This window comes from Lactobacillus sp. ESL0260 (assembly GCF_003692935.1).
GTDB lineage: Bacteria > Bacillota > Bacilli > Lactobacillales > Lactobacillaceae > Lactobacillus > Lactobacillus melliventris.
The window spans coordinates 51,728-73,065 of the sequence record NZ_REHO01000002.1; the positions used below are offsets into that span (position 1 = coordinate 51,728).

Here is a 21,338-nt window from a genome sequence, read left to right on the forward strand (position 1 = left end):
GATTACAAATTGAAAGTTCTGATAATTGGTGCTCACGGACAGATTGGGCAATTATTGGTAAAATGCTTACAAGAAAGTACGACTTGCCAGGTCATTGCCGGTTTGCGCTCCCATGAGCAGGAAAAAGCCTATCAAGAAAAGGGAATTACTACCGCATTTATTGATCTAGCAGGACCGCAAGGGCAATTGGCCAAAGTCATGCAGACGGTCGATACAGTAGTGTTTGCGGCCGGATCAGGTGGTAAAACCGGTGCTGATGCAACGATGATGATAGACCTTGATGGAGCGGTCAAAGCAATTAATGCGGCAAAAGAAACTGGCGTTCACCGTTTTATCATGATTAGTGCAATTAAATCTGACGATCGCAGCTTTTGGTCGGATAATACACCAGCAGCAGGACCGCAAAATTATTACTATGCGGCAAAATATTATGCTGATCAGTGGTTATTGCACAGTTCACTCGACTATACAATTTTGCGGCCAGTGGCACTGACTAATCAAAAGGAAACGGGAAAGATCAAAGTGGCAAATCATTTTACTGATTCTATTGCAGATATGACAATTACTCGTCAAGATGTGGCCCGAACAGTTGCTAACATTATTTTAACGGGAAAATTACACCAAAAGGAATTTGATATTGCTAATGGGTTAGTACCTATTAAACAGGCAATAACAAACTTCCACTAAAAATATTTTGATCATAAAATTTTAATAGGCTAATAAATTAATGCTTTGCTAACATGATTTCTTAGCCTTTTATTTTGGCCTAAAACGCAGTAAAAAATGAATGAAAGTAGTATTGCAAATATTGTTGTTTTAAGTCTGCTTAAATTAAAAAACTATTTCGCTTATATTAGTGCATATGGTAAAATCTGCTTATATTGTTATTAGAAAAAAGGAGGGGCCATGCTAAAAGTAGAACATTTAAGTAAGCGTTTTGGTGATTTTCAGGCTCTTAAAGACGTTAACTTTACCATTCAGCCTGGTGAAATCATGGGTTTGATTGGTCAAAATGGCGCAGGGAAAACTACGACTTTCCATAGTATTTTAAACTTTCTGCACTATGAAGGAAAAATTACTTGGGAAGATCAGCCCATTACTGAAAAAACTTTTGATACTATCGGCTACTTACCAGAAGAACGTAGTTTACTGCCCAAAATGACTATTGAACAGCAAATTATTTATTTGGCGCAGCTAAAAAGCCGCTCGGCAAAAGAAATAAAACCACAAATCGATGATTGGTTAAATCGCTTTGATGTCCAGGGCAAAAAAAGTGACAAAATAAAAACACTTTCGAAAGGTAATCAGCAGAAAGTGCAATTAATTTGTACCTTAATTCATCAACCCCAATTAATTATTTTGGATGAGCCCTTTAGCGGTTTGGATCCGGTAAATGCAGATTTGCTCAAAAACGCAGTTTTAGATGCTAAAAAGAATAATGCAACAATTATCTTCTCTAGTCACGATATGTCAAATGTCGAAGAAATTTGCGACAGTTTAATCATGTTGAAAAAGGGACAAGTTGTTTTAAATGGTACGGTTGACGCTGTTCGTGACTCATTTGGTAAAACGGAAATTTACTGCAAAACAAATAAGTCGCTTGCAGAATTGCAGCAGCTCCCTCACGTTAAAAAAGTGGAAAAGAAAGCGCATGGTCAATATCTTTTACGAATTGATGATGAGAATAGTGGTCCGGAGGTCTTTGATGCCTTAACAAATGGAGAATATATTGAAGAATTTCGGCAACAGCCACCAACGCTTGACGAAATATTTAGAATGGAAGCTGGTGAACAACATGAATAAGTTATGGACCGTAACGCTGCAAACTTATTGGCATCAAGTTAAGTCTTGGTCTTTTCTGCTTTTAATTTTAGGACCATTTTTCATAATTGGATGTAGTGCTCTAGGAGGAGCTATCGGTGCTAGTTCTGATTCAGACAGTCAGATTGCAGTTATCAGTTCCAATGAGCAAGTTCGCCAAAACTTTATTAAAAGCAATGACAAATATGTTGATGCTAAAATTAAAACCGCTGAATCTGCTAAAAAGGCTGTCAAAAAAGAAAAGATTGATGGCTACTTGGTATTTGAAACGCAAAAAAACCAGTTTAAGGCCATTTATCACGGAGCGTCACCCATTGATGATGAATTGAAGCCTAAAGTAAAAAGTTATTTACAAGTCTTGCAGAGTCAACTGAATTTGCAAAAGGCGCAATTAGCACCACATCAGCTTAAGGCCTTACAACAGCAACCGCAGTATAGTGAGATCCTCCAGAAAAAGCAGCTGGGCGATAAACTGGCTAAAATGGTGTCATTAATTATAGTGATTATGGTCGTTTACATGGTTTTGCTTTCCTACAGTAGCATTACAGCTCAAGAAATAGCTTCTGAAAAGGGTACGAAGATTATGGAAATCATTTTCTCCAGTACAACTGCGGCAAAATATTTCTTAGGCAAAATTCTGGGTATTTTTGGTGTAATTATTACGCAGCTTTTAATCTATATTGTTGGCGGCTGGGCCACTTACCGCTGGGCTTTACATGCAAAAATTACGGCGTCTTTCATGCATGACAACCAGGTAGTAATAAATAAAATTCTGGGCAATTTGGTAAATGTCAATCTCATTTTCCTGATTCTGGGTGTAATTATTTATACGATATTAGCAGCCTTTTCAGGGGCTTTAGTAGCCAAGCCTGAAGATTCTTCAAAAGCTGCTCAAGGCACTACGATGATTTCCCTTATTGCCTTTTTCCTGTCGCTTGCCTTTATTTCTAACCCAGAACAAATTCTGCCGCAAGTATTATCCTATGTGCCATTCTTTTCTTCATTCATGATGCCAATTCGGATAATTAATGGTCATGTGGGTAATATGGAAGTTATTCTGTCGCTGGCGATTTTAATAGTAAGTATTATTGGCATGACAGTATATATTAGTAAAATCTATCAAGGCGTAATTTTGCAAACTGAAGATACCAGTTTTTGGAAGAGACTAAAACGAGGGCTGGAATATAGTAAAGCGTAAGTGATCTAAAAAAGACTAGGACGGAAAAATCCTAGTCTTTTTTGAATGTTAAACTTGATGTATAATAAAATAATATTTAAACCAAATACTGTATTTTTATGATTAGTCTTAAGTGGATTTCATTTGAATACATTTAAACTTTGTATGTCCAATGGCTGGATTTTAGTAACTGAACAACTTATAGTTACTGATAATAACTATTTCTCTGACTTTTTAATTGTGGCTGCAAAGACCAAAATATTAGTAATAGTTCTAAACTATGTTTTTCATATGGAGGAAGCATGATTATCAGTAATATTTGGTTGATTATTTTTGCCACCATTTCATCATTTTCCAGGGGAATAATATCAGTTATTGACCGTTATCAAATGGGGTATCGCAAGCAAAGTTCAATTGATGTGAACTTCTTAAATAATATATGCAGTTCAGTTTTAGTAACTTTCTTTCTAATTTACGTCTTGCATAGTTTTCCCAGTCCCAGAATAACCAACAACTACGTTATCAAAGTCCTTTTATATGCTTTTCTGGCTCAAGTAGTTGCCTACGGCTACAGCTATGTCTTTAAAAAAGTTTCAATCATGCAGTCTGTGCTATTGAGTAAAGTGACCGATCTTTTCATTCCTTGGGCCATCTTGCTGACTATGGGTTACTTTAGCAAATCTTCATATCTAGTTTCTATTATTTCCACTGTAATCGTGGTTATTTATATTGTTTTCGAGCAGCGCCACAATAATTTAAATTTAAAAACTTTATTGACCACCTTCGCTGTGATTGCGCCCTTATTGATTATTCAAGCTGCACTTTCGCCGTTATTAACTAAAGGCCTAATCAAACCGATTGATCTGGTCTTTTTTACTATCATGACAATTTATGTGCGCTGCTTAATTACCTTAATTACTTTTATTTATAAAAACAGAACTCTCAAGATCAGCGCTGAAAATCTTAAAGGTAAGGTTTATCTGATTTATGGTTCTCGGGCGGTTTTGACTCTTTTAGCACAAGTAACTTATACTTTGGCAACGTCTTCACCCAACTCAAGCATTGCCTGGATCTTTTTAAACATGACCTCTTTATACAGCGTCATCTTTGGCGATATTTTCCTCAAAGAGAAGATGAAATTTGCAGATATCTTGGTAATTGTGGCCATTTTTATCTTGGCTTTATTTTCAAAGTAACTGCAAGAGTTTGGAAAAATAAAAATTAAGCGCTATAATGGCGCTATGATTTGGAAACGCCGGTTCAAGGTGAGTGTTGGTTTCTATATTGGGGAAGAAATCTGCACTCTGAATTAAGTATTGGGGAATAATTAATGATAATTGAAACCAAGAACCTGGCGAAACGGTATCGTAAGGTGAAAGCAGCTAAGCTGTTTCACAAAGAATATCGCATTTTTGACGCAGTAAAAAATGTTTCTCTAGAGATTCATCAAGGAGATCATGTTGGCCTAGTGGGGCTGAATGGTTCCGGCAAGTCAACCTTGATCAAAATGATTTTAGGTATTTTGCAGCCTGATGGCGGCAGTATCAAGACTTTTGGTAGAGATCCGCTTAATAACAGACAAAAAAATGCGGCTAAAATAGGAGTAGTATTCGGGCAAAGAAGCCAATTACGCTGGGACTTGCCCGCAATAGACACCTTCAAACTCAACCGTGAAATATATCAAGTATCGGAGGATATTTTTACCAAACGGGTAACAAAGTTAGCGCGGATGTTGCAGGCTAGCGAGTTTTTAACGCAACCGGTGCGCACCCTTAGTTTGGGTCAAAGGATGAAAGCTGAATTTATTGCAGCTCTTATTCACGATCCTGAACTGCTTATTTTAGATGAACCCACAATTGGACTTGACGTTCTGACAAAAAATAGCATCACGCAATTTTTACAACAATTAACTGATAAAACGATCATTTTCACTTCGCACGATCTCGATGAAGTAGCCAAAATATGCTCACGCATTTTAATTTTGAATAAAGGTCAGTTGGTATTAGATCAAAGTAGTCTACAACTAGCAGAATTAGATGTGCCTACAACGGTCACTTTTACTAGTGCGGATAAATTGAGCGCCACTTTAATAAAGCAATGGCCCAACATGATGCAGCTTAAAAACGGTTCATACCAGATTGCAGGCATTAAGCAAGAAAATCTGAAAGAAGTGTTAAGTACAATTACTGCCCGCATACCAGTTGCCAATATTGAAGTTAAGAGCAATAAATTGGCATATTTATTGGCGCACCTCAAACAGCAGGAGGTGCAGCAATGAAATATAGGCTAATGCTCATTAAAATAGGAATAAAAAAAGGTCTAGCCTCAAAATATGCTTTGATTTTCTGGCTGTTTTCATCTTTAATTTCGCTTACCGTACAGTATTTTTTGTGGCAAGCTGTTCTAACTGGCAAGCCAAACGGTGAATTTAAACAAACAATTAGTTATTTGGTATTAATGCAGCTTTTGACCGTGCTTTTTCCTAAAACCAGCTACGATGTGAATGATAAAGTTCGTTCTGGTGATATTGCACTTGACCTGTTAAAACCAGTAGCATTTGCAACGCAGCTACTGTGGGAAAGCATTGGCTATTCAGTTGTCAAATTTGCAGTGATTGGTACAGTGGATTTATTAGTTTGTTTATGGATTCTGAATTTTCAAATTGCAGTGAGCACAATTTTAATGGTCTTAGTAACAACCACTTTGGCGTATTTATTGTATTTTGAACTGGAACTGCTTTTAGGGACATTTTCTTTTTATACTTATAGTATTTGGGGCATCTCCACTTTTAAAGAAGCAATACTATTGGTATTAGCTGGCAATATTTTTCCGACCAATTTTTATCCGGCAGTGATCAAAAATTTGGCCGCTTATTTGCCATTTCAATATTCATTTGGTGCAGTAGGAATGCTGGCGCAAAAGCCATCGTGGAGTTTATTTATTCAAGTAGTTTTGATCCAGCTAACCTATATTGCCCTGTTCAACGTGCTTTTTAAATTCTTGTTTAAGCGCTCCGTTGTTTCAACTGTGATTCAAGGAGGGTAATAATGAGATATTTAAAATTGTTAGCTACTTATTTAAAAGTAAATTTAAAATCACTTGCTGTTTATGACCTGGACTTTTATTTTGCACTAGCAGGGATGATCATTCAAAACTTGCTTAATATCCTCGCTTTAAGATTTATTTTTAATATTGTGCCCCGCATTAAAGGCTATAGTTTTGCACAGCTGCTTTTAACTTATGCCTTGGCAACTTTAGCTTTTGCTATTTTTCGCTGCTTTTTTATCAATGCGCTCAATATTTCAGACTATATTCATGACGGGCGCTTAGATACAATCTTAATTAAACCAGTCAATCCTTTATTTCAGCTTGTTAATGAACGTGTGGATGAGGATGCATGGGGCGATTTAATTGTTGCGCTTTTGTTGTTGATAATTGTGGATATGCAGTTACATAATCCGTGGTATATCACGGTCATGTTTATTTTTATCTCGCTTTTTACTTCGCTCATCTTCTTAGGACTAGCTGTATTAGGTAATATCGTTGCACTACTTTCTAATGGTTTAGCCAACTTGGCAGAAACAACATTTGACTTTTTTGACATGAGTAAATACCCGTTAGCGATCTATTCGTCGGCTTTAAGGCTAATTATGACCTTTATCTTGCCAATCGGCTGGGTTGCTTCAATTCCACAAGAAAAAATTGCAGTTAAACATGAGTGGATATGGTTGCTATTAATTCCTGGCGCCTGTGTATTCTTTTTTATCCTAATTTATCAGTTATGGCGAGTGTTTTTACAAAAATACCAAAGTACTGGCAGCTAACACTAAAAAGCTCTGTAGCTTATGGCTATAGGGCTTTTTAAGTCTCTTAAACTCTTTTTCTTTTATTGCATTAAATCCTATTACTCAAAAATTGATTCCTGCAATAATTTTAAAAATAATTCTGCAACTGGTGATAAGTTAACTTCACGTTTCCAAACTACCCTGATAGCTTGCTGCAGCTCTGGCTGTAATTTTCTAAACGTAATGCCCGAATTTTTCGAAGTATCAGCTAATTTATCTAGAGTAAGCATTAATGCGGCATGATTCTTAACCATCAAAGTACCGTTAAAATTTAAATTATAACTGCCAATAAAATTGACTGAATCGTAATAATTTCCTAGCCAGTTTTGAAAAAGGTGCATTTTTTGCGCTTGCTGTGAATTTAATAAAGAGCGTCCTTGTAAATCTCCTGGTTTGATCACTGCTTTTTGCGCTAAAGGATCATTAGCAGGCATTAAAATTCCCCAAGTATCTCTTTCGGGTAAAGTTAAAGAGGCGTAATTAGCTAAAGGAACGTTCCCGATAATGACTGCAAAGTCAACCGTCCCGTTGTCTAACTTGCGTTCGGCATAACTGTAGTCCCCACTTAATAAGTGAATTTTAACAGAAGGATGCTTTTTAATAATTGCGCTGACCACATTCATGACCCGCTGCATCCCGAGGCTTTCTCCCGCAGCGATGGTTAAATCGCCACTAATAAAAGAAGCTTTTGTCAAGTTTCTTTTGGTTTTAGCAGTTAAATCTAAAATTTCTTGTGCCTGTTCAAGTAAATAATGACCTGCTGGAGTTAAAGCTAAATGCCGCGACTTACGGCTAAACAATTTAACGCCAAGTTCAGCTTCCAGTTCAGCAATTTGTCTTGATAAAGCTGGCTGGGAGATAAGCAGCTTTCTGGCAGCACGGGTCATATTGCCTTCTTGGGCCACGGCTACAAAGTAATTTAAAACTCTTAGTTCCATATTATCTTCTCCTTGCTAAATAGTTTTTGCCGCTAAAAAATCCCTTTAATGCAAACGAGTTATACTAGGTCATGTTTAAAAAGTATTTTACATAAAAAAGTAGTATGACTAAAATTTTAACTAATCGGTAAAATCGAAAGATAAAAAGCGCCTATAACTATTAACTATAGGTTACTTTTCAATCAATATTAGGTAAAACAAGCAAGAACAATCGCTGTGTTTAACTTAATATATTTTTTTAGCTAATGCTTAAACTTAGATCTAAGTTTAGGTCTATCAGAAAGAGGAACAATAATGAAAATATCGGAAGTGGCTGAAAGAGTAGATTTGACTCCTGTAACTCTCAGATACTATGAAAAGATGGGCTTAATACCTGCGATAAAGAAGGAACATGGTGTCAGAAACTACGAAGAAAAAGATCTTACTTGGATTAGTTTTATTAAGTGCATGCGTCAGGTGAAAATTCCGGTAAATGATTTGTTGGAATATACTAAATTGATGCAGCAGGGCAGTGATACTAAGAAACCCAGACGGCAAATTTTAGTCAAAGAATTGCATAGGCTAGAAAAGCAAGACCAAAATATTCAAGTTACCATTGCGCGGTTAAAAAACAAAATTAGTTTATATGATCAAGGTAAAATACAGTAAGCTAATTACCAGAGAAAGTTAACTAGCAAACGGTCAACTTGTGTGTTTTCATGTAATTTACTATGTTGGGCGCGAGGACCTCTGATTTCTTTTTCTTGATATGAACGGGCGCGTTTACTGACTAAGTAACGGTAAGAACGGGCAGAGTTAACGGTGACATCACCATCACTGCCAGACCCCATATCACCATAGATATTTAAAACTGCAGCTTTTTGAGGAAATTTTTTTCTTAAATTTAAAAGTCCACGGTAACTCGCACTCATTTTTTGCGGTTTGCCAGCGCAATTTAAGACGGTTTTATTTGGTGCTCCTTGTTCTCCAACATAGCCATTATAATGACCAGCAATCGAAACCTGTTTATTTAGGTGAGGCATGTGCGCATTAGTGGCATTATTGCGTAAGTAATAGGCAATCTGTAAATTACCCATAGAGTGACCTACTAAATTAATGCGGTTAAAACGGTATCTTTTTTGCAGTGTAGTGATTACATCTTTAATATAATTGCTGCTTTTATTCATGGCAGAAGTTTGATTACTTAATCCGGCAAAAATGCTCTTATTATTTTGAAGGTTGACTTCAACTATCGGGTTCTTGGCCCGTTTTTTAATTGTCCCTAGTAAAGTAACTTTACCGGCAGGACTAACATCAGCGCGTATGACAGAATTAGTAGCATGCTGTTTTTGGGCATAAGCGACCATACTTTCTTCGGCGTGGTAACTGCTGCCCCAGCCATGTACAAAAAGTGTTGGCGTAGCGATGCGAATGCAGGTGCCATTTTCTTTCTGGTAGTTGTTTTTGAAGATGTAAACCGCAAGTAGCAATAACACTAATAGCAATGTGCCTGCTATGATAGTTTTATGTTTTTTAGTCATTATTAATCAACTCCTTGCAGCCATAGTTTGCAATTATAAAAGCTGCTGTACATCCGCCACAATTTGCTCAGTAGTTAAATGATTTTGCTGGTAAATTTCTTTAACTGGAGTTTGATCGGTATAAACGCGGTTTTGACCGTAATTAAGTACTTTAACTTTGGTTTTACCAAGGTAGGATGCCACTTTTTGCCCAAAACCACCATCTAGAGAGTTATCTTCAAGAGTAACAATTACTCGATGATTGGCTGCTAACTGGTCTAGGGCTCGTTTATCTAAAATATTGGCAGAAACTGGATTGACTAGGGTAGCTCCTAACTTATGTGCCACGTCTTTTCCTAATTGATAAAAATCTCCTAGTGCCAAAACTGCTACATTTTTACCTGGTTTAACCCGATATTTAATTTCTGAGTAATTGGTTACTACAGTTTGTTCGTCTGCATCTGGCACATTAGCCGGCATTTTAATAGCAACGGGGTGTTTTCTTTGTTTAATGGCCCACTTAATCATTGCCTTTTCTTCTTCTAGTGTAGTAGGAGCTAAGTAAATCCAATTAGGTAAATTAGAAATCATTACTTGGTCAAAGATTCCCAAGTGCGTCTTAGATTGATTAGAGATTCTGCCACCAGCTACCAGCATTACAACTGGCAGGTCGTTGGCAGCCGTATCGTGAGAAAGTTGGTCAAAAGCACGCTGTAAGAAAGTAGAATTTTCCATTAGAACCGGAATGCCACCTTCTTTGGCAAACCCCGTGGCAAAAGCAACAGACTCTTGTTCAGCAATGCCCACATCAGTGTAATGATCTGGAAATTCATTTTTAAAATCATCTAGATCAAAGACACCCGGAATGGCCGCATCTATAGCCATGACATTTTTTCCTGCTTTAATCTCATCTTTAAGCACGTCAAGCGCCACTGAATTAGGGGTAGGCTCCTGACTTTCTGGAGCAAGTGGCTGATCATCTTGCAAATTAAACGGTGAGACCCAGTGGTGAGCTTCTTCATCAAGAACTGCGGGCTCATAGCCCTTGCCCTTAAGCGTATTAATGTGTAATAAAATGGGGTGGTCAACATCTTTAACTGCTTTAAAAGCGGCAATCATATCAGTCAGGTTATTACCGTCTGCGACATAGCGGTAGTCAAAGCCCATTGCTGTAAACGGATTTTCGGCAGTCTGGCCATTTGAATCGCGTAATTTATTCAGAGCAGTCACTAAGCCGCCAACATTTTCATCAATTGACCATTGATTATCATTAACTACAACTACCAAGTTATGTTTTTCAATTGCAGCATTGTTTAAGCCTTCAAAGGCCAGCCCGCCAGTCATCGAACCATCACCAATTAAAGCCATGATATTTTCATGCTTGCCCATTAAATCGCGGGCCTTAGCCATACCTGTTGCTAGCGCAATAGAGGTTGAAGTATGGCCGATTGAATAGTAATCATAAGGACTTTCGTCCGGATTAGAATACGGAGTGACATCTTCATAGTGGTCGGGATCAAGCCAGGCCTGTGCCCGTCCAGTTAACATTTTATGGGGATATGTTTGGTGCGAAACGTCCCAAATAATTTTGTCTTCGGGTGCATTAAAGACATAATGGTAGGCAATTGTGGCCTCCACAATTCCTAAGTCGGGACCAAGATGCCCGCCTTCAGCCGCATCTTTTTCTAAGATTAATGTTCTGATTTCCTGGGCTAATTTTTCCATTTCAGGGATGCTTAATTTTTTAAGATCCTGGGGTCCGGCAATTTGGTTTAATAAGAAATCTTCATGTTTGTTCATATAAAAGTGCCTCCCTGCACTAATTTATTTAATGTTTATTAATTATAATTATAAAATACTTTATTGTGGTAGCGAGCTGACATTTATATAAATTGCTATGTTCAGCAGGATAAATTTTATAATTATCAAAATTGTAGTACTTAAAGTTAAGGTTAAGTCAAATAGCAAATTAAAATTTTTTATTTAAAAAGAACTTGATACCATTTAAACTATAATTACAGGTGTGTTTGCAATTGATTTAATCCTGATTTATGACTTGAAAAGCAATTTGCTAATAGGTAAAAAATAGTTGAAAAATTAAAGGGCGCTTCAAGGCTGCGCCAGAAAGAAGAATTATTAAGAGTAATTTGCAATCTCTTAATGATCTGCATTGAACAACAGACTTATAAAGAAGCGCGGCATTTTGTTAAAGCTGCTAAAGCATTAAAATGAGGCCTAAACTGTTTTTATCAAACTGTATTAGTATTATTGGAAAATATAATCAAATATCATTTTGTGCATAAATCAGAGTGCATATCTAAGTGCAAGTGGGCCATCAAGAATTGTACTTTATTAGAGATGCCGGAATATGGTGGACAGGCAGAGCTATTTGTTAATCAAAATCTAAATACCTGCTTATTAAAGATAAGTTAGTGGTATGATTAAATTGTCCAGAAAACGTTTTAATAAGGGAGATGTTGATTATGAAAATAGGTTTTATTGGCACTGGCGTAATGGGTAATGCGATTTGCCTTAACTTATTAAAAGCTGGCCACGAGCTGTGGGTCTATAACAGGACAAAGAGTAAGACTGATAATCTAGTTGCTAAAGGTGCTACTTGGTGTGACAATCCTAAAGCTGTAGTTGAACAAACTGATACCATTTTCACGATTGTTGGTTTTCCAACTGATGTTGAGCAAGTTTATTTCGGCGATAACGGTATTTTACAAGCTGAAGTTAAGGGCAAAAATCTGGTAGACATGACCACTTCCAAGCCGGCTTTAGCGCAAAAAATTTTCACTGCAGGTGAAAAGCAGGGTGCAAAAGTCCTTGATGCTCCCGTTTCAGGCGGTGACCTCGGAGCAAAGAACGGTACACTGACCATCATGGTTGGGGGCGATAAATCTGCTTATCAAAACTTGGAACCTCTTTTTAAGGATTTCGGCAAGCAAGTTCACTATTTTGGACCAGCTGGCGCGGGTCAGAATACTAAAATGGCTAACCAGATCATGATTGCAGGCACGATGACCGGTATGACAGAAATGCTAGTCTATGCTAAAAAAGCAGGGCTTGATCTTGAAGCCGTCCTTAAAACTGTTGGTGCTGGTAGTGCTGCTAACTGGAGTTTAAGTAATTACGGTCCGCGTGTCTTAAAGGGTGACTATACTCCAGGCTTTTTCAGTAAGCATTTTTTGAAAGACCTGCGCATTGCTTTAGAGACTGCGAAAGAAATGAAAATTGACTTGCCGGCTACTGCAGAAGCTAAGAAGTTATATGAGATACTTGTTGATGAAAAGCACTTAGGTGATTTGGGCACACAAGGTTTAATTAAACTCTGGTGGCAGTAAAATACTAATTTAAGATAAAGAAAAAGTGGAGTAATTCTTGGTTGGAACTACTTCACTTTTTTAAATGCTAATAAACTTATTTGATTTTACTTTTGACTTCAGGAACGCCATCCAGTACGTTGGCATAGCGCGCTAGAATAAAAAGATAATCTGATAAACGGTTGAGATACTTTAAACAAGCAGGAGCTAACTTTTGCTCTTCAGCATTCAACTTAACCAGTGAACGCTCAGCTCGCCTGGCAACTGTCCGAGCATAATGTAAATGAGTTGCTGTAATTGAACCGCCAGGTAAAATGAAATGGGTTGTTTGGGGTATTTTTTTATTCAGTTCGTCGATTTTCTTTTCCAGCTTGGTCACTGTTTCAGGTGTAATCTCTTCGTGCCTTTTGACAACAATATCGCTTTCGAGTTCATATAAGTCCCGCTGCAAGTTTTGAATAGGGTCATGCAGCTCTTGGCATTTAGCAGACAAATTGGCAATTACGACACCTAAGTAAGAATCAAGCTCATCAATATCGCCGACAGCAACAATTTGCAGGTCATATTTAGGAACCATTTTACCGGTAACCTGTTTGGTAAAGCCTTGATCGCCTACTTTAGTATAAATTTTAATCGTCATAAAAGCCTCCGTTTGTAATGATCAAGCGCAATATTCAATGGCTTGTAGAGAATTGGGTAGAATACCAAATTACCAATGGCATGGTAGGTATCAAAGACTAAACTACCAGCCCAGTAGGCCAAGAATGCGTTAAAGCCGCCGAAAATAGACATACCGAAGTCGACAAAACAGCCATATTCCCAACCGAGAAAAACGGCGAGAATCAGTTGCAAAGTAAAATGCTTTTTCAATGGCGTGAATTTATCCAGCAAAGCAACGGTTAAGACGCAGCCGCCAAAGGCTAAAACTTGTGCCACAGTCCAAATGCCAAAACCTAAGTAAATATTGGAGACGACCATGGTCAAAAGAGCTAAGGCAAAACCAAAGCCAAAGCCGATATTTAACGTTACAATCATTAAAATATCGGTTACCGGCTGGACATTAGGCACAGGAATTATTTTAAAAATTCTTAGCGCTACGCACATGGCTGTTAAAATCGCTAGTAATGCTAATTTCTTAGTTGAATTACGTGCCATAGTAATTTAGAAGTTAACTTTTGCTAAAGTAAACTTAACCTTATCTTTATTTGCCAATTTTTGGATTGCGGCACCTTTTTGAGCGAACTTACCATTTATTTTGTAGGTCCAATAGATTTTTTTACTTGGTTTTTGGCTCTTACCAGCTATTGAAGTAATAAGTCCATGGTCACTCTTTATTTTCCAGCATTTTCTTAAACCACGCATTACAGTTGAATGCTTTGGCAATTTAATAGTCTTCTTCTTGTAGGTCTTATTATGTACTTTTAGAGTGTAAGTAACTTTGATCTTACTGCTGGCATCAACCTGTTGGACATTTTGAGTTGTTTCATAGCCTGCAAAGGTAAAGGTAAAAATGGTGGCTATTCCGGTCAAAACTGATAATTTGCTTCTTTTCATATATAAACTCCCAATCTATTAATATTTTTGTGCAAGCACTAAAATAGTTCGTACTTAGTCACTTGCACGGCCAATAGTTTTACTTCATTTTGGCTAAAGTAAACTTAACTTTGTCTTTATTTGCGACTTTTTGCTGGTTAGCACCCTTGGTAGCGTATTTGCCATTGATAGTGTAAGTCCAGTAAATTTTCTTTTTAGCATTTTGTTTTTTACCGTCAATTGCCGTGATAAAGCCTTTATTACTGTCAACTTTCCACGCCTTTTTCAAACCGGTCATTACAGTAGATTTTTGCGGCACTTTAACTGTCTTTTTTTCAGTATCATTTTTAGCAGCTAAAACATAGCTAACAGAAATATTATTTGTCTTGGGTTTTGGCTTTGTCTGGTTATTCTCACAGCCGGATAGGCTAAAGGCAAAAATAGCAGCTACGCTGGCAATTACTGGTAATTTACTTTTTTTCATGACTAAGATTTCGCCTACTTAATTTATTTAACAGGACATGCACCAGATTCACAGTCGGTTTGATCGACTAACTCCAAATCTTTTTGATCATCATTTTGCTCGGCAAATACTTGAGCAACATCACCGGTGATCTCAGCTTTTCTTTCTTCATATTTTTCTTTGTCAATGGGTTCTTTTGGCGCTTGTTTCAGTGAGCCACCATAATATGGCAATAAAGAAGTTGACTTAATCACATGCCGATATTGTTTAAACAGTGGTGTAATCTTGTCCCCTTCATCGCTTTGGAAGGTAACCGTACAACTGACTGCGTTATCTGACCAGTAAGTTTGCAAAAAGGCTTGTGTTGCAAACTGTTCTTCAATTGAAACCGTGCCAGCTGAGGCAAAGTTCTTGCTGTCAGCGTGAGCAGCACGCAATGGGAATTCGACACAAGTTGTGTTTGGTGAGTAAATATCTGGTTCTGAGTAGTAACCACAGGCATCGAGCGCTTTAAGCAGTGGGTCAGAAGCTTGGAACCGAATCCGTTGAATGAGGTAGCCGGCGTAGTGGAAGTGCATTCCTTCAGAAGCTCCCGCTAATTTGGCCACAGTACCTGAAGGTTTAACAGTAGTATGTTTAATTGACTCGTTGCAGCTTAAAGTCTTGCTGTATTCTTTATCAGCATCAACGACAGCTTGGTAAGCGGAAGTGACCATTTTAATTCCTTGAGGATCGTAAATTGGCTTCTTAATCTTTTCACCGGTTTCTTCATCAACGCTGTCTTCAAAGCCGGTAACAACGCGGTGACCTAAATCATTTAAGAGCCAGTCCTGAATACCTGACATTGAAACACCAATTCTCCGGTTCTTGGAAATGATGTTGCGGGATATTTCCCAGTCGTAGTCACTAAAGGTTACTCGTTTAGCAAAGCGAGTTGCCATTCTGAAAACATCTTTTAAATCCCAGTTTTCTTGCTCGGCAATATACGGGAATACTTCAAACAGGTTGCATGGTTCACCATTACCCAAGGAAATTTCTCCACAAGGGTTCGTACCTTCAACATCACCGTCAATATCTTTTTGATAACCGTCAATGATCCGGCCATAATTACGAGATAAATCCAGGTTAACTATTCCCGGTTCACCATTTTCTCTAATACCGTTTGCGATTGGTTCATATTCATCAAAGTTAGAATCAATGGCTACACTGTTGTTTGAGGCCCAACGGTGGTGGTAAAGTTTGTCTTTATCTTGTTTCATAGTGATAAAGTCTTGGTCGGTGCTTGTACCTAAAGCTAGTTCCGCTGACCTTCTTACATTACCAGCAACGACTGTTTTACCAATCAGGTTGCAGATATCCGTACAATCAACAGAAGTTAAGTTGCCACTAGCCCGGTTGTTAATAATGTTGTTAATATCGAAAAACATTTCCACTAATGGCATAGGACCAGAAGCGGTACCGCCAAAGCCGTGAATTTTAGCTCCGTAAGGACGAATTCTGCTGATGTCAAGTACCAGCTTGGTCTTATTCTCGGGATTAGTTTGATTGAAGTGCATGTCGATTAAACGGGCATTAGCTAAAACCCAACCTTCGCGAGTATCAGGCAAATTGTAATAAACGTAATCTGATTTGTCCTTGCTTTGCTTGGCCCATTCATCTTTATCCGTTGCACCAAGTTTAACTGAATCAGCGTATGAAGCACTCTTTTTATCAATTACAACCGTTAAATCAATTTTATTATCAACTGTAGGAATCTTTTTAATATTGTCTTGGACAACAGAAAAGCCAACGCCGCCACCTTTCATTGATTCGTCAAAAAGAAATGAAAAAGGCATTGAAACTGCTTCTTGCGTTTGACCTAAATAGTCGGGAACTATATGGCTATCACCGTATTTTTGTGGCCGAATAGCAATAAACCAGCAATTATTTAACGAGTCACCATTGCGCTTTTGGTAGTCGGTGCCGGAAACCCACAGATTACGTCCAGAAGGCGTTGCTCCTAAACCGTACACTAGTTTAAATAAATCCTTGGCTTCGTTTGTTAGTTCAGCGACTACTTCTTTTGAAGGAGTGCCTTTGAGACGAGGATCAAGGTTAATGTTGCCCTCAATTACACGTTTAACCGTTTCGTCCCAATTTTCGGAACGATTTTTTTCCGGAAGCCATCTGGCATAGGTTCGTTTATAAGTAACCCAGCCAAGTTCTCCCCAATGGGGGGTGACATTTTGTTTCACTTGATCAATGTAGCCCTGATCCAACGTTATGCTCGTATTTTTCATATTCAAAGTCACTCCTTAAAATTAATTATTGTTCCACAGATACATTATCTATGGTGTCCACTAGAACTATACCACAATATCTTGTATTTGATAGAGAAAAATTTAGTCTCAAACACAAGTAAAAGTCACAACGTGATGTGCGAGTAAGTTATCGAGGTTAATAAAAAATCATATAGCATTCGCAAATATAAAAAAGCATAATAAGTTAAAAGTGATACTTATTATGCTTGAATATATGTTTAATTTTGGAGATAAACTAGCGTCTAACTAGGGCAAATATGAGAAAAATGACTCCCAGAAAAACAGCTACCGGAAGCAGTAATTGAACAAAGAAAAAGAAGGTCAGAGCACAAGTCAGAAGGAAAAATAGAATTTTAAAGATGCCAATACCCATTTTGACAAAAAGCCAAATGAGAAAAAAAATCAATAATAGTGTAAACATGCTCAATCACCCCTTTTGCTAAAATTAAAGGATATTATAGCTTATTTTGTGAAATAGCAGTAGCAATGCAACCCAAAATTTAAAAATAGTTAATTATGTTCTTTAGCTGTGAAATATTGTTATAATGAATCTCCACACTAATTTTTAGTGAATACGTGTTATATTCTGAGGAATAGTTGGAGAGGAAGAACATGCTTGCGTTATAAACAAATAATTTTTGATGTTGATGATACCTTAATTGACTTTGCTGCTACAGAAAGTTTTGCTCTGCAGAGTCTTTTTAAAGCGCACCAATGGCCGTTAACTGATGAGCTGCAGCGGGACTATCATGCATATAATCAAGGTCTGTGGCGTGAGCTTGAGCAGGGCAAGATCGACTATGAGCAGCTGAGTAAAATAGCTTTTGCCAATTTTATTAAATCTAAATTCGGGATTGAAATTGACGGCTTAGCAGTAATGAACGAATACCGCTCTTATTTTGGCGAAGCACATAAACTGCTCCCGGGTGTAGTTGATACTTTACGCTATGCCAAAAAACAAAATTATGCATTGACTATTTTAAGTAATGGCGAAGCATATATGCAAAGACATCGGCTACAATTAGCCGGAATCGCTAATTATTTTTCGTTGATTGTGACATCAGAAGAAGCAGGATTTGCTAAACCTGATGCCCGTATCTTTGATTACTTTTTTGCTCATACTAAAATCGGCCCGGAACAAACAGTTTTCTTTGGTGACGGTTTGCAGTCAGACATACTAGGTGCAGAAAAATATGGCTTTGACAGTATTTGGTATAACCACCGGAAACGGAAAAATACGATGAACTTGCATCCGTTATACGAAGTAACTACCTATCCTGAATTTGTGGCTTTACTTAAAAGCGACTTCCAAAAACAACCGCAATAATTGCTATCTTTTACTGTAGAAGTATAGTTCAATCCGGTATAATGATGGGAGAGGTGAAAAATTATGACTAGCAAAATTCATTCTTTAAATGATACTTATGAACTAAATAATGGCGTCAAAATACCGGTTATCGGACTGGGAACCTGGCAAACTCCTGACGGTGAAGTTGCTCAAAAAACCGTTGAGAATGCACTGGATCTGGGCTACCGGTTAATTGATACTGCTGCCGCATATGGTAACGAAGAAAGTATTGGCCGGGGAATCAAAGTAAGTGGAGTGAACAGACATGATTTGTTTGTAACCACTAAGTTGTGGAACGATCATCACGGCTATCAAAAAACTAAAGCTGCCATTGACGAAAGCTTGACTAAGTTAGACTTGGATTATCTTGATTTGTATTTAATCCATTGGCCTAATCCGGCTCCTGTACGTGATCACTGGGCTGAGTTAAATGCGGAGAGCTGGCAGGCAATGGAAGAAGCAGTGCAAGCAGGAAAAATTCGTGCAATTGGAGTCTCTAACTTTAGACGCAAGCATTTGGCTGAATTACTGAAAACTGCCAAAATTCGTCCGGCCGTCAATCAAATTTACTTGAATCCTAGTGATATGGAGGAAGACGTAACAGCTTATAACAAAGAACTGGGTATTCTGAGTGAGGCTTACTCACCACTAGGCAGAGGAGATTTATTTGCCAACGAAACAGTAGTTTCTGTAGCCCAACACTATGATAAAAGTCCAGCACAAGTCCTGTTACGCTGGTCGTTGCAACATGGCTTTGTTCCATTACCAAAATCGGTCCACCGCGAGCGTCTTGAATCCAACTTACAAGTCTTTGACTTTACTATATCTGAAGAAGATATGGCTAAACTTGATGGTTTGCATGGAGCAGGTAAGTTAGCAAATGATCCAGATCAAACAGACTTTTAAAAAGGTGAATAAGTGATGAAAATTGGCTTTATTGGGGCTGGTAAGATTGGCGCCGCAATTATTAAGGGCTTGTTAAATGCTAAAAATCCCAGTGAAGACATCTATGTTTTTGACGGTGGACAACATCATACAGCGCAAAAACTTGCAGCTAAGCTGCACTTAACCTTGATTAATAATTATGATGACTTTAAGGACTGTCAAGCAGTGCTAGTTGCAGTGGGCGGTTCAATTACTGCAACCATCATCAAAAATTTAGGTCAAAAATATCATGGCATAATTTTGTCAACTGGTGGCGGTGACCTGACGCAGATTAATGCAGATCTTCCGCAAGGCACTACCTTTGCCAAAGTTGTACCCAATACACCGGTTCAAGTTGGTGCTGGCATTACTGTTATTAGTTTTCTGCCAGATGAAAAGCCGGAAATAATCGCTGCTGTGAAAAAGATTTTTACACAAATGGGAACAGTATATGTCGTACCCGAAAACTTACTGGGTATCTATGGTACAGTAGCCGGATGCACACCTGCTTACGTTGATTTGCTGGTTGCAGCTCTTAGTGATGCCGCTGTGCAAAACGGTGTTAAGCGAGCAGAATCATATCAGATAATTAACCAAATGCTTTTAGGTACCAGTAAATTGGCATTAGCTAGTAAAAAGCTGCCTGAAGAGTTAAAAGATGAAGTCACTACCCCAGGTGGTTCAACCATCAGAGGCGTCACCAAACTGGAAGAACTGGGCTTTAGAAACGCATTAATTCAAGCTGTTAATGCTTCTGCTAATTAAATTTAGCCTAAAAAAGACATCAGATAATTTTATCTGGTGTCTTTTTGTATTATTTGAAATGTTAAAAGTGTATTTAAGAAGGGAAATAAGTGTAGAAATTAAAACTCTTTATTTAAATCAACTGGAGTATCAGCTTTTTCACCCTTAATTAACTTCAAGTTGTTGTCAAAGGCCTTAACGACCATGTTGCGTACAGCGTGAGTAGTGTAGAAGGCTGTGTGTGGCGTAACCAAAACATTTGGCCGTGCAATTAAGTCAGCCAGACGCTTGTCAGGAAATTCTTTGCCACTAAAGTCACTGTTGAAAATACCAACTTCGTTTTCGTAAGTATCCATTACGAAGCCAAAAATCTTGCCTGAATCAAGACCGCGCACAACTGCATCTGTATCAACTAATGGTCCACGAGAAACGTTGACGATCACAACGCCGTCCTTCATCTTCTTGATTGAATCATCGTTAATCATGTGAACATTTTCTGGAGTATCAGGGACGTGAAGTGAAATAACGTCAGCCTTAGCGTAAAGCTCATCTAAGTCGTCAACGTAGTAGCCCTTCTTTTCCAATTCTGGGTTCTTGAAAATATCGTAGGCAATAACTTTAGCGCCAAAGCCTTCCATAATTCTCATGAATACTTGACCAATATGACCAGTACCAACAACACCAACTGTTTGGTCACGTACTTCGCGACCAATTGTAGGTGCCCAGCGAAGATCATGCTTAGCGATTTTTTCGTCCATTGCCTTATCTTGACGTAGAACTCTGGCAGCCTGAATGGCAGCATGTTCAGCAATGGCATCTGGTGAATAAACAGGAACATTAGTGATCTTGAAGCCTAATTCTTTAGCTTTCTTTAGGTCAATGTTGTCAATACCAACGTTACGGATTGACCAGTTATGAATACCTAATTTATCCAAAGCTTCAATTGTATCAGCTTTATAATCAAGTTGCTGGTAAGTTACGACACCGTCAGCACCCTTAGCTAATTCAGCTGTTTCAGGGGTAAGAAGTTGATCAGTATAATCAACCTCAATATCCTTGTGCGCTTCCTTCCATTCATGTACATATGGTTCCTCGTCTTTACGAATGGCATAAGCATAAATTTTAGTCATAAAATCTAACCTCCAAAGATTATTATTGTTATCTCTTGTGCTATTATACACTTGCTCAAAATGATTTAAAAATATAAAATTGTGAAAAATTAATTTTTGCAAAAACCGCGCCGCAGTAGTAATCGCTTACAATATTGTGCATCAAGGGATTAAGCAATATTAAAAAAATTTCGAATTTTTTTGCTGAGGTCGTGAAAAAAATAACAGCATTTTTGAGCAAATCAGATAAAGTTTTATGTCAAAATAGTACTGGTAAAATTACTGAAATTTTGAGTCCCCGTGAAAAAACT

General features: G+C 37.9%; 22 protein-coding genes. 13 read left to right on the forward strand and 9 right to left on the reverse strand.

Annotated elements, in window-relative coordinates:
- Positions 1-9: 9 nt before the first annotated feature.
- The 8 genes from F5ESL0260_RS00395 (at position 10) to F5ESL0260_RS00425 (ending at position 6,822) form a co-directional block, all read left to right on the forward strand.
- Positions 10-687 carry an NAD(P)H-binding protein gene (locus F5ESL0260_RS00395; RefSeq protein WP_122025453.1) on the forward strand — a complete coding sequence of 226 codons (678 nt, stop codon included), beginning with the start codon at positions 10-12 and terminating at the stop codon, positions 685-687.
- Between the two features lie 219 nt (positions 688-906).
- The gene (locus F5ESL0260_RS00400) at positions 907-1,803 is read left to right on the forward strand and encodes an ABC transporter ATP-binding protein (protein ID WP_122025454.1); all 897 of its coding nucleotides are present in this window, start codon (positions 907-909) and stop codon (positions 1,801-1,803) included.
- Positions 1,796-3,019: an ABC transporter permease gene (locus F5ESL0260_RS00405; protein ID WP_122025455.1), complete on the forward strand. Its 1,224-nt coding sequence runs from the start codon at positions 1,796-1,798 to the stop codon at positions 3,017-3,019. The genes F5ESL0260_RS00400 and F5ESL0260_RS00405 overlap by 8 nt, the downstream gene beginning before the upstream one ends.
- A gap of 123 nt (positions 3,020-3,142) precedes the next feature.
- Positions 3,143-3,304 carry a hypothetical protein gene (locus F5ESL0260_RS09425; protein WP_158593796.1) on the forward strand — a complete coding sequence of 54 codons (162 nt, stop codon included), beginning with the start codon at positions 3,143-3,145 and terminating at the stop codon, positions 3,302-3,304.
- Positions 3,301-4,194: an EamA family transporter gene (locus tag F5ESL0260_RS00410; RefSeq protein ID WP_122025456.1), complete on the forward strand. Its 894-nt coding sequence runs from the start codon at positions 3,301-3,303 to the stop codon at positions 4,192-4,194. The genes F5ESL0260_RS09425 and F5ESL0260_RS00410 overlap by 4 nt, the downstream gene beginning before the upstream one ends.
- A 134-nt stretch (positions 4,195-4,328) precedes the next feature.
- Positions 4,329-5,276 carry an ATP-binding cassette domain-containing protein gene (locus F5ESL0260_RS00415; protein ID WP_122025457.1) on the forward strand — a complete coding sequence of 316 codons (948 nt, stop codon included), beginning with the start codon at positions 4,329-4,331 and terminating at the stop codon, positions 5,274-5,276.
- Positions 5,273-6,043, forward strand: a complete 771-nt coding sequence (locus tag F5ESL0260_RS00420) for an ABC-2 family transporter protein (protein ID WP_122025458.1) — start codon at positions 5,273-5,275, stop codon at positions 6,041-6,043. The genes F5ESL0260_RS00415 and F5ESL0260_RS00420 overlap by 4 nt, the downstream gene beginning before the upstream one ends.
- The gene (locus tag F5ESL0260_RS00425) at positions 6,043-6,822 is read left to right on the forward strand and encodes an ABC-2 family transporter protein (RefSeq protein WP_199700490.1); all 780 of its coding nucleotides are present in this window, start codon (positions 6,043-6,045) and stop codon (positions 6,820-6,822) included. Before F5ESL0260_RS00420 ends, F5ESL0260_RS00425 begins: the two co-directional genes overlap by 1 nt.
- 80 nt (positions 6,823-6,902) lie before the next feature.
- Here F5ESL0260_RS00425 and F5ESL0260_RS00430 read toward each other — a convergent pair whose 3' ends face one another.
- A complete protein-coding gene (locus F5ESL0260_RS00430; protein ID WP_122025460.1) occupies positions 6,903-7,781 on the reverse strand; it encodes a LysR family transcriptional regulator in 879 nt (292 codons plus the stop codon).
- A 294-nt stretch (positions 7,782-8,075) separates the two neighbouring features.
- On the opposite strand from F5ESL0260_RS00430, the gene F5ESL0260_RS00435 reads away from it, so the two are divergent.
- Positions 8,076-8,429 carry a MerR family transcriptional regulator gene (locus tag F5ESL0260_RS00435; RefSeq protein WP_110445384.1) on the forward strand — a complete coding sequence of 118 codons (354 nt, stop codon included), beginning with the start codon at positions 8,076-8,078 and terminating at the stop codon, positions 8,427-8,429.
- A 5-nt stretch (positions 8,430-8,434) separates the two neighbouring features.
- On the opposite strand, the gene F5ESL0260_RS00440 is transcribed toward F5ESL0260_RS00435, so the two are convergent.
- On the reverse strand, positions 8,435-9,301 hold the full coding sequence (locus tag F5ESL0260_RS00440; RefSeq protein WP_122025461.1) for an alpha/beta hydrolase: 867 nt from the start codon (positions 9,299-9,301) through the stop codon (positions 8,435-8,437).
- A gap of 33 nt (positions 9,302-9,334) precedes the next feature.
- Positions 9,335-11,080 carry a 1-deoxy-D-xylulose-5-phosphate synthase gene (locus tag F5ESL0260_RS00445; RefSeq protein ID WP_122025462.1) on the reverse strand — a complete coding sequence of 582 codons (1,746 nt, stop codon included), beginning with the start codon at positions 11,078-11,080 and terminating at the stop codon, positions 9,335-9,337.
- A 683-nt stretch (positions 11,081-11,763) separates the two neighbouring features.
- Here F5ESL0260_RS00445 and F5ESL0260_RS00450 point away from each other — a divergent pair.
- The gene (locus F5ESL0260_RS00450; RefSeq protein ID WP_122025463.1) at positions 11,764-12,627 is read left to right on the forward strand and encodes an NAD(P)-dependent oxidoreductase; all 864 of its coding nucleotides are present in this window, start codon (positions 11,764-11,766) and stop codon (positions 12,625-12,627) included.
- Positions 12,628-12,703: 76 nt separating this feature from the next.
- On the opposite strand, the gene F5ESL0260_RS00455 is transcribed toward F5ESL0260_RS00450, so the two are convergent.
- The 5 genes from F5ESL0260_RS00455 to nrdJ form a co-directional block, all read right to left on the reverse strand.
- Positions 12,704-13,246: a cob(I)yrinic acid a,c-diamide adenosyltransferase gene (locus F5ESL0260_RS00455; protein ID WP_122025464.1), complete on the reverse strand. Its 543-nt coding sequence runs from the start codon at positions 13,244-13,246 to the stop codon at positions 12,704-12,706.
- Positions 13,243-13,761, reverse strand: a complete 519-nt coding sequence (locus tag F5ESL0260_RS00460; protein WP_046324079.1) for an ECF transporter S component — start codon at positions 13,759-13,761, stop codon at positions 13,243-13,245. Before F5ESL0260_RS00460 ends, F5ESL0260_RS00455 begins: the two co-directional genes overlap by 4 nt.
- A gap of 6 nt (positions 13,762-13,767) precedes the next feature.
- Entirely contained in the window at positions 13,768-14,160 is a 393-nt protein-coding gene (locus tag F5ESL0260_RS00465) for a DUF4430 domain-containing protein (protein WP_110445389.1), read from the reverse strand.
- A gap of 79 nt (positions 14,161-14,239) precedes the next feature.
- Positions 14,240-14,623 (reverse strand): DUF4430 domain-containing protein, encoded by a 384-nt coding sequence (locus F5ESL0260_RS00470; protein ID WP_122025465.1) that lies wholly within the window; start codon positions 14,621-14,623, stop codon positions 14,240-14,242.
- Positions 14,624-14,646: 23 nt separating this feature from the next.
- On the reverse strand, positions 14,647-16,881 hold the full coding sequence (gene nrdJ, locus F5ESL0260_RS00475; protein WP_122025466.1) for a ribonucleoside-triphosphate reductase, adenosylcobalamin-dependent: 2,235 nt from the start codon (positions 16,879-16,881) through the stop codon (positions 14,647-14,649).
- Positions 16,882-17,518: 637 nt separating this feature from the next.
- Here nrdJ and F5ESL0260_RS00485 point away from each other — a divergent pair.
- The 3 genes from F5ESL0260_RS00485 to F5ESL0260_RS00495 all read left to right on the forward strand — a co-directional run bounded on the left by F5ESL0260_RS00485 (position 17,519) and on the right by F5ESL0260_RS00495 (position 19,939).
- On the forward strand, positions 17,519-18,229 hold the full coding sequence (locus F5ESL0260_RS00485) for a YjjG family noncanonical pyrimidine nucleotidase (protein WP_122025468.1): 711 nt from the start codon (positions 17,519-17,521) through the stop codon (positions 18,227-18,229).
- A 63-nt stretch (positions 18,230-18,292) separates the two neighbouring features.
- The gene (locus F5ESL0260_RS00490) at positions 18,293-19,156 is read left to right on the forward strand and encodes an aldo/keto reductase (protein WP_046324085.1); all 864 of its coding nucleotides are present in this window, start codon (positions 18,293-18,295) and stop codon (positions 19,154-19,156) included.
- A gap of 15 nt (positions 19,157-19,171) precedes the next feature.
- The gene (locus tag F5ESL0260_RS00495; protein ID WP_122025469.1) at positions 19,172-19,939 is read left to right on the forward strand and encodes a pyrroline-5-carboxylate reductase; all 768 of its coding nucleotides are present in this window, start codon (positions 19,172-19,174) and stop codon (positions 19,937-19,939) included.
- Between the two features lie 98 nt (positions 19,940-20,037).
- Here F5ESL0260_RS00495 and F5ESL0260_RS00500 read toward each other — a convergent pair whose 3' ends face one another.
- Positions 20,038-21,048 carry a D-2-hydroxyacid dehydrogenase gene (locus tag F5ESL0260_RS00500; RefSeq protein WP_122025470.1) on the reverse strand — a complete coding sequence of 337 codons (1,011 nt, stop codon included), beginning with the start codon at positions 21,046-21,048 and terminating at the stop codon, positions 20,038-20,040.
- Positions 21,049-21,338 lie beyond the last annotated feature (290 nt).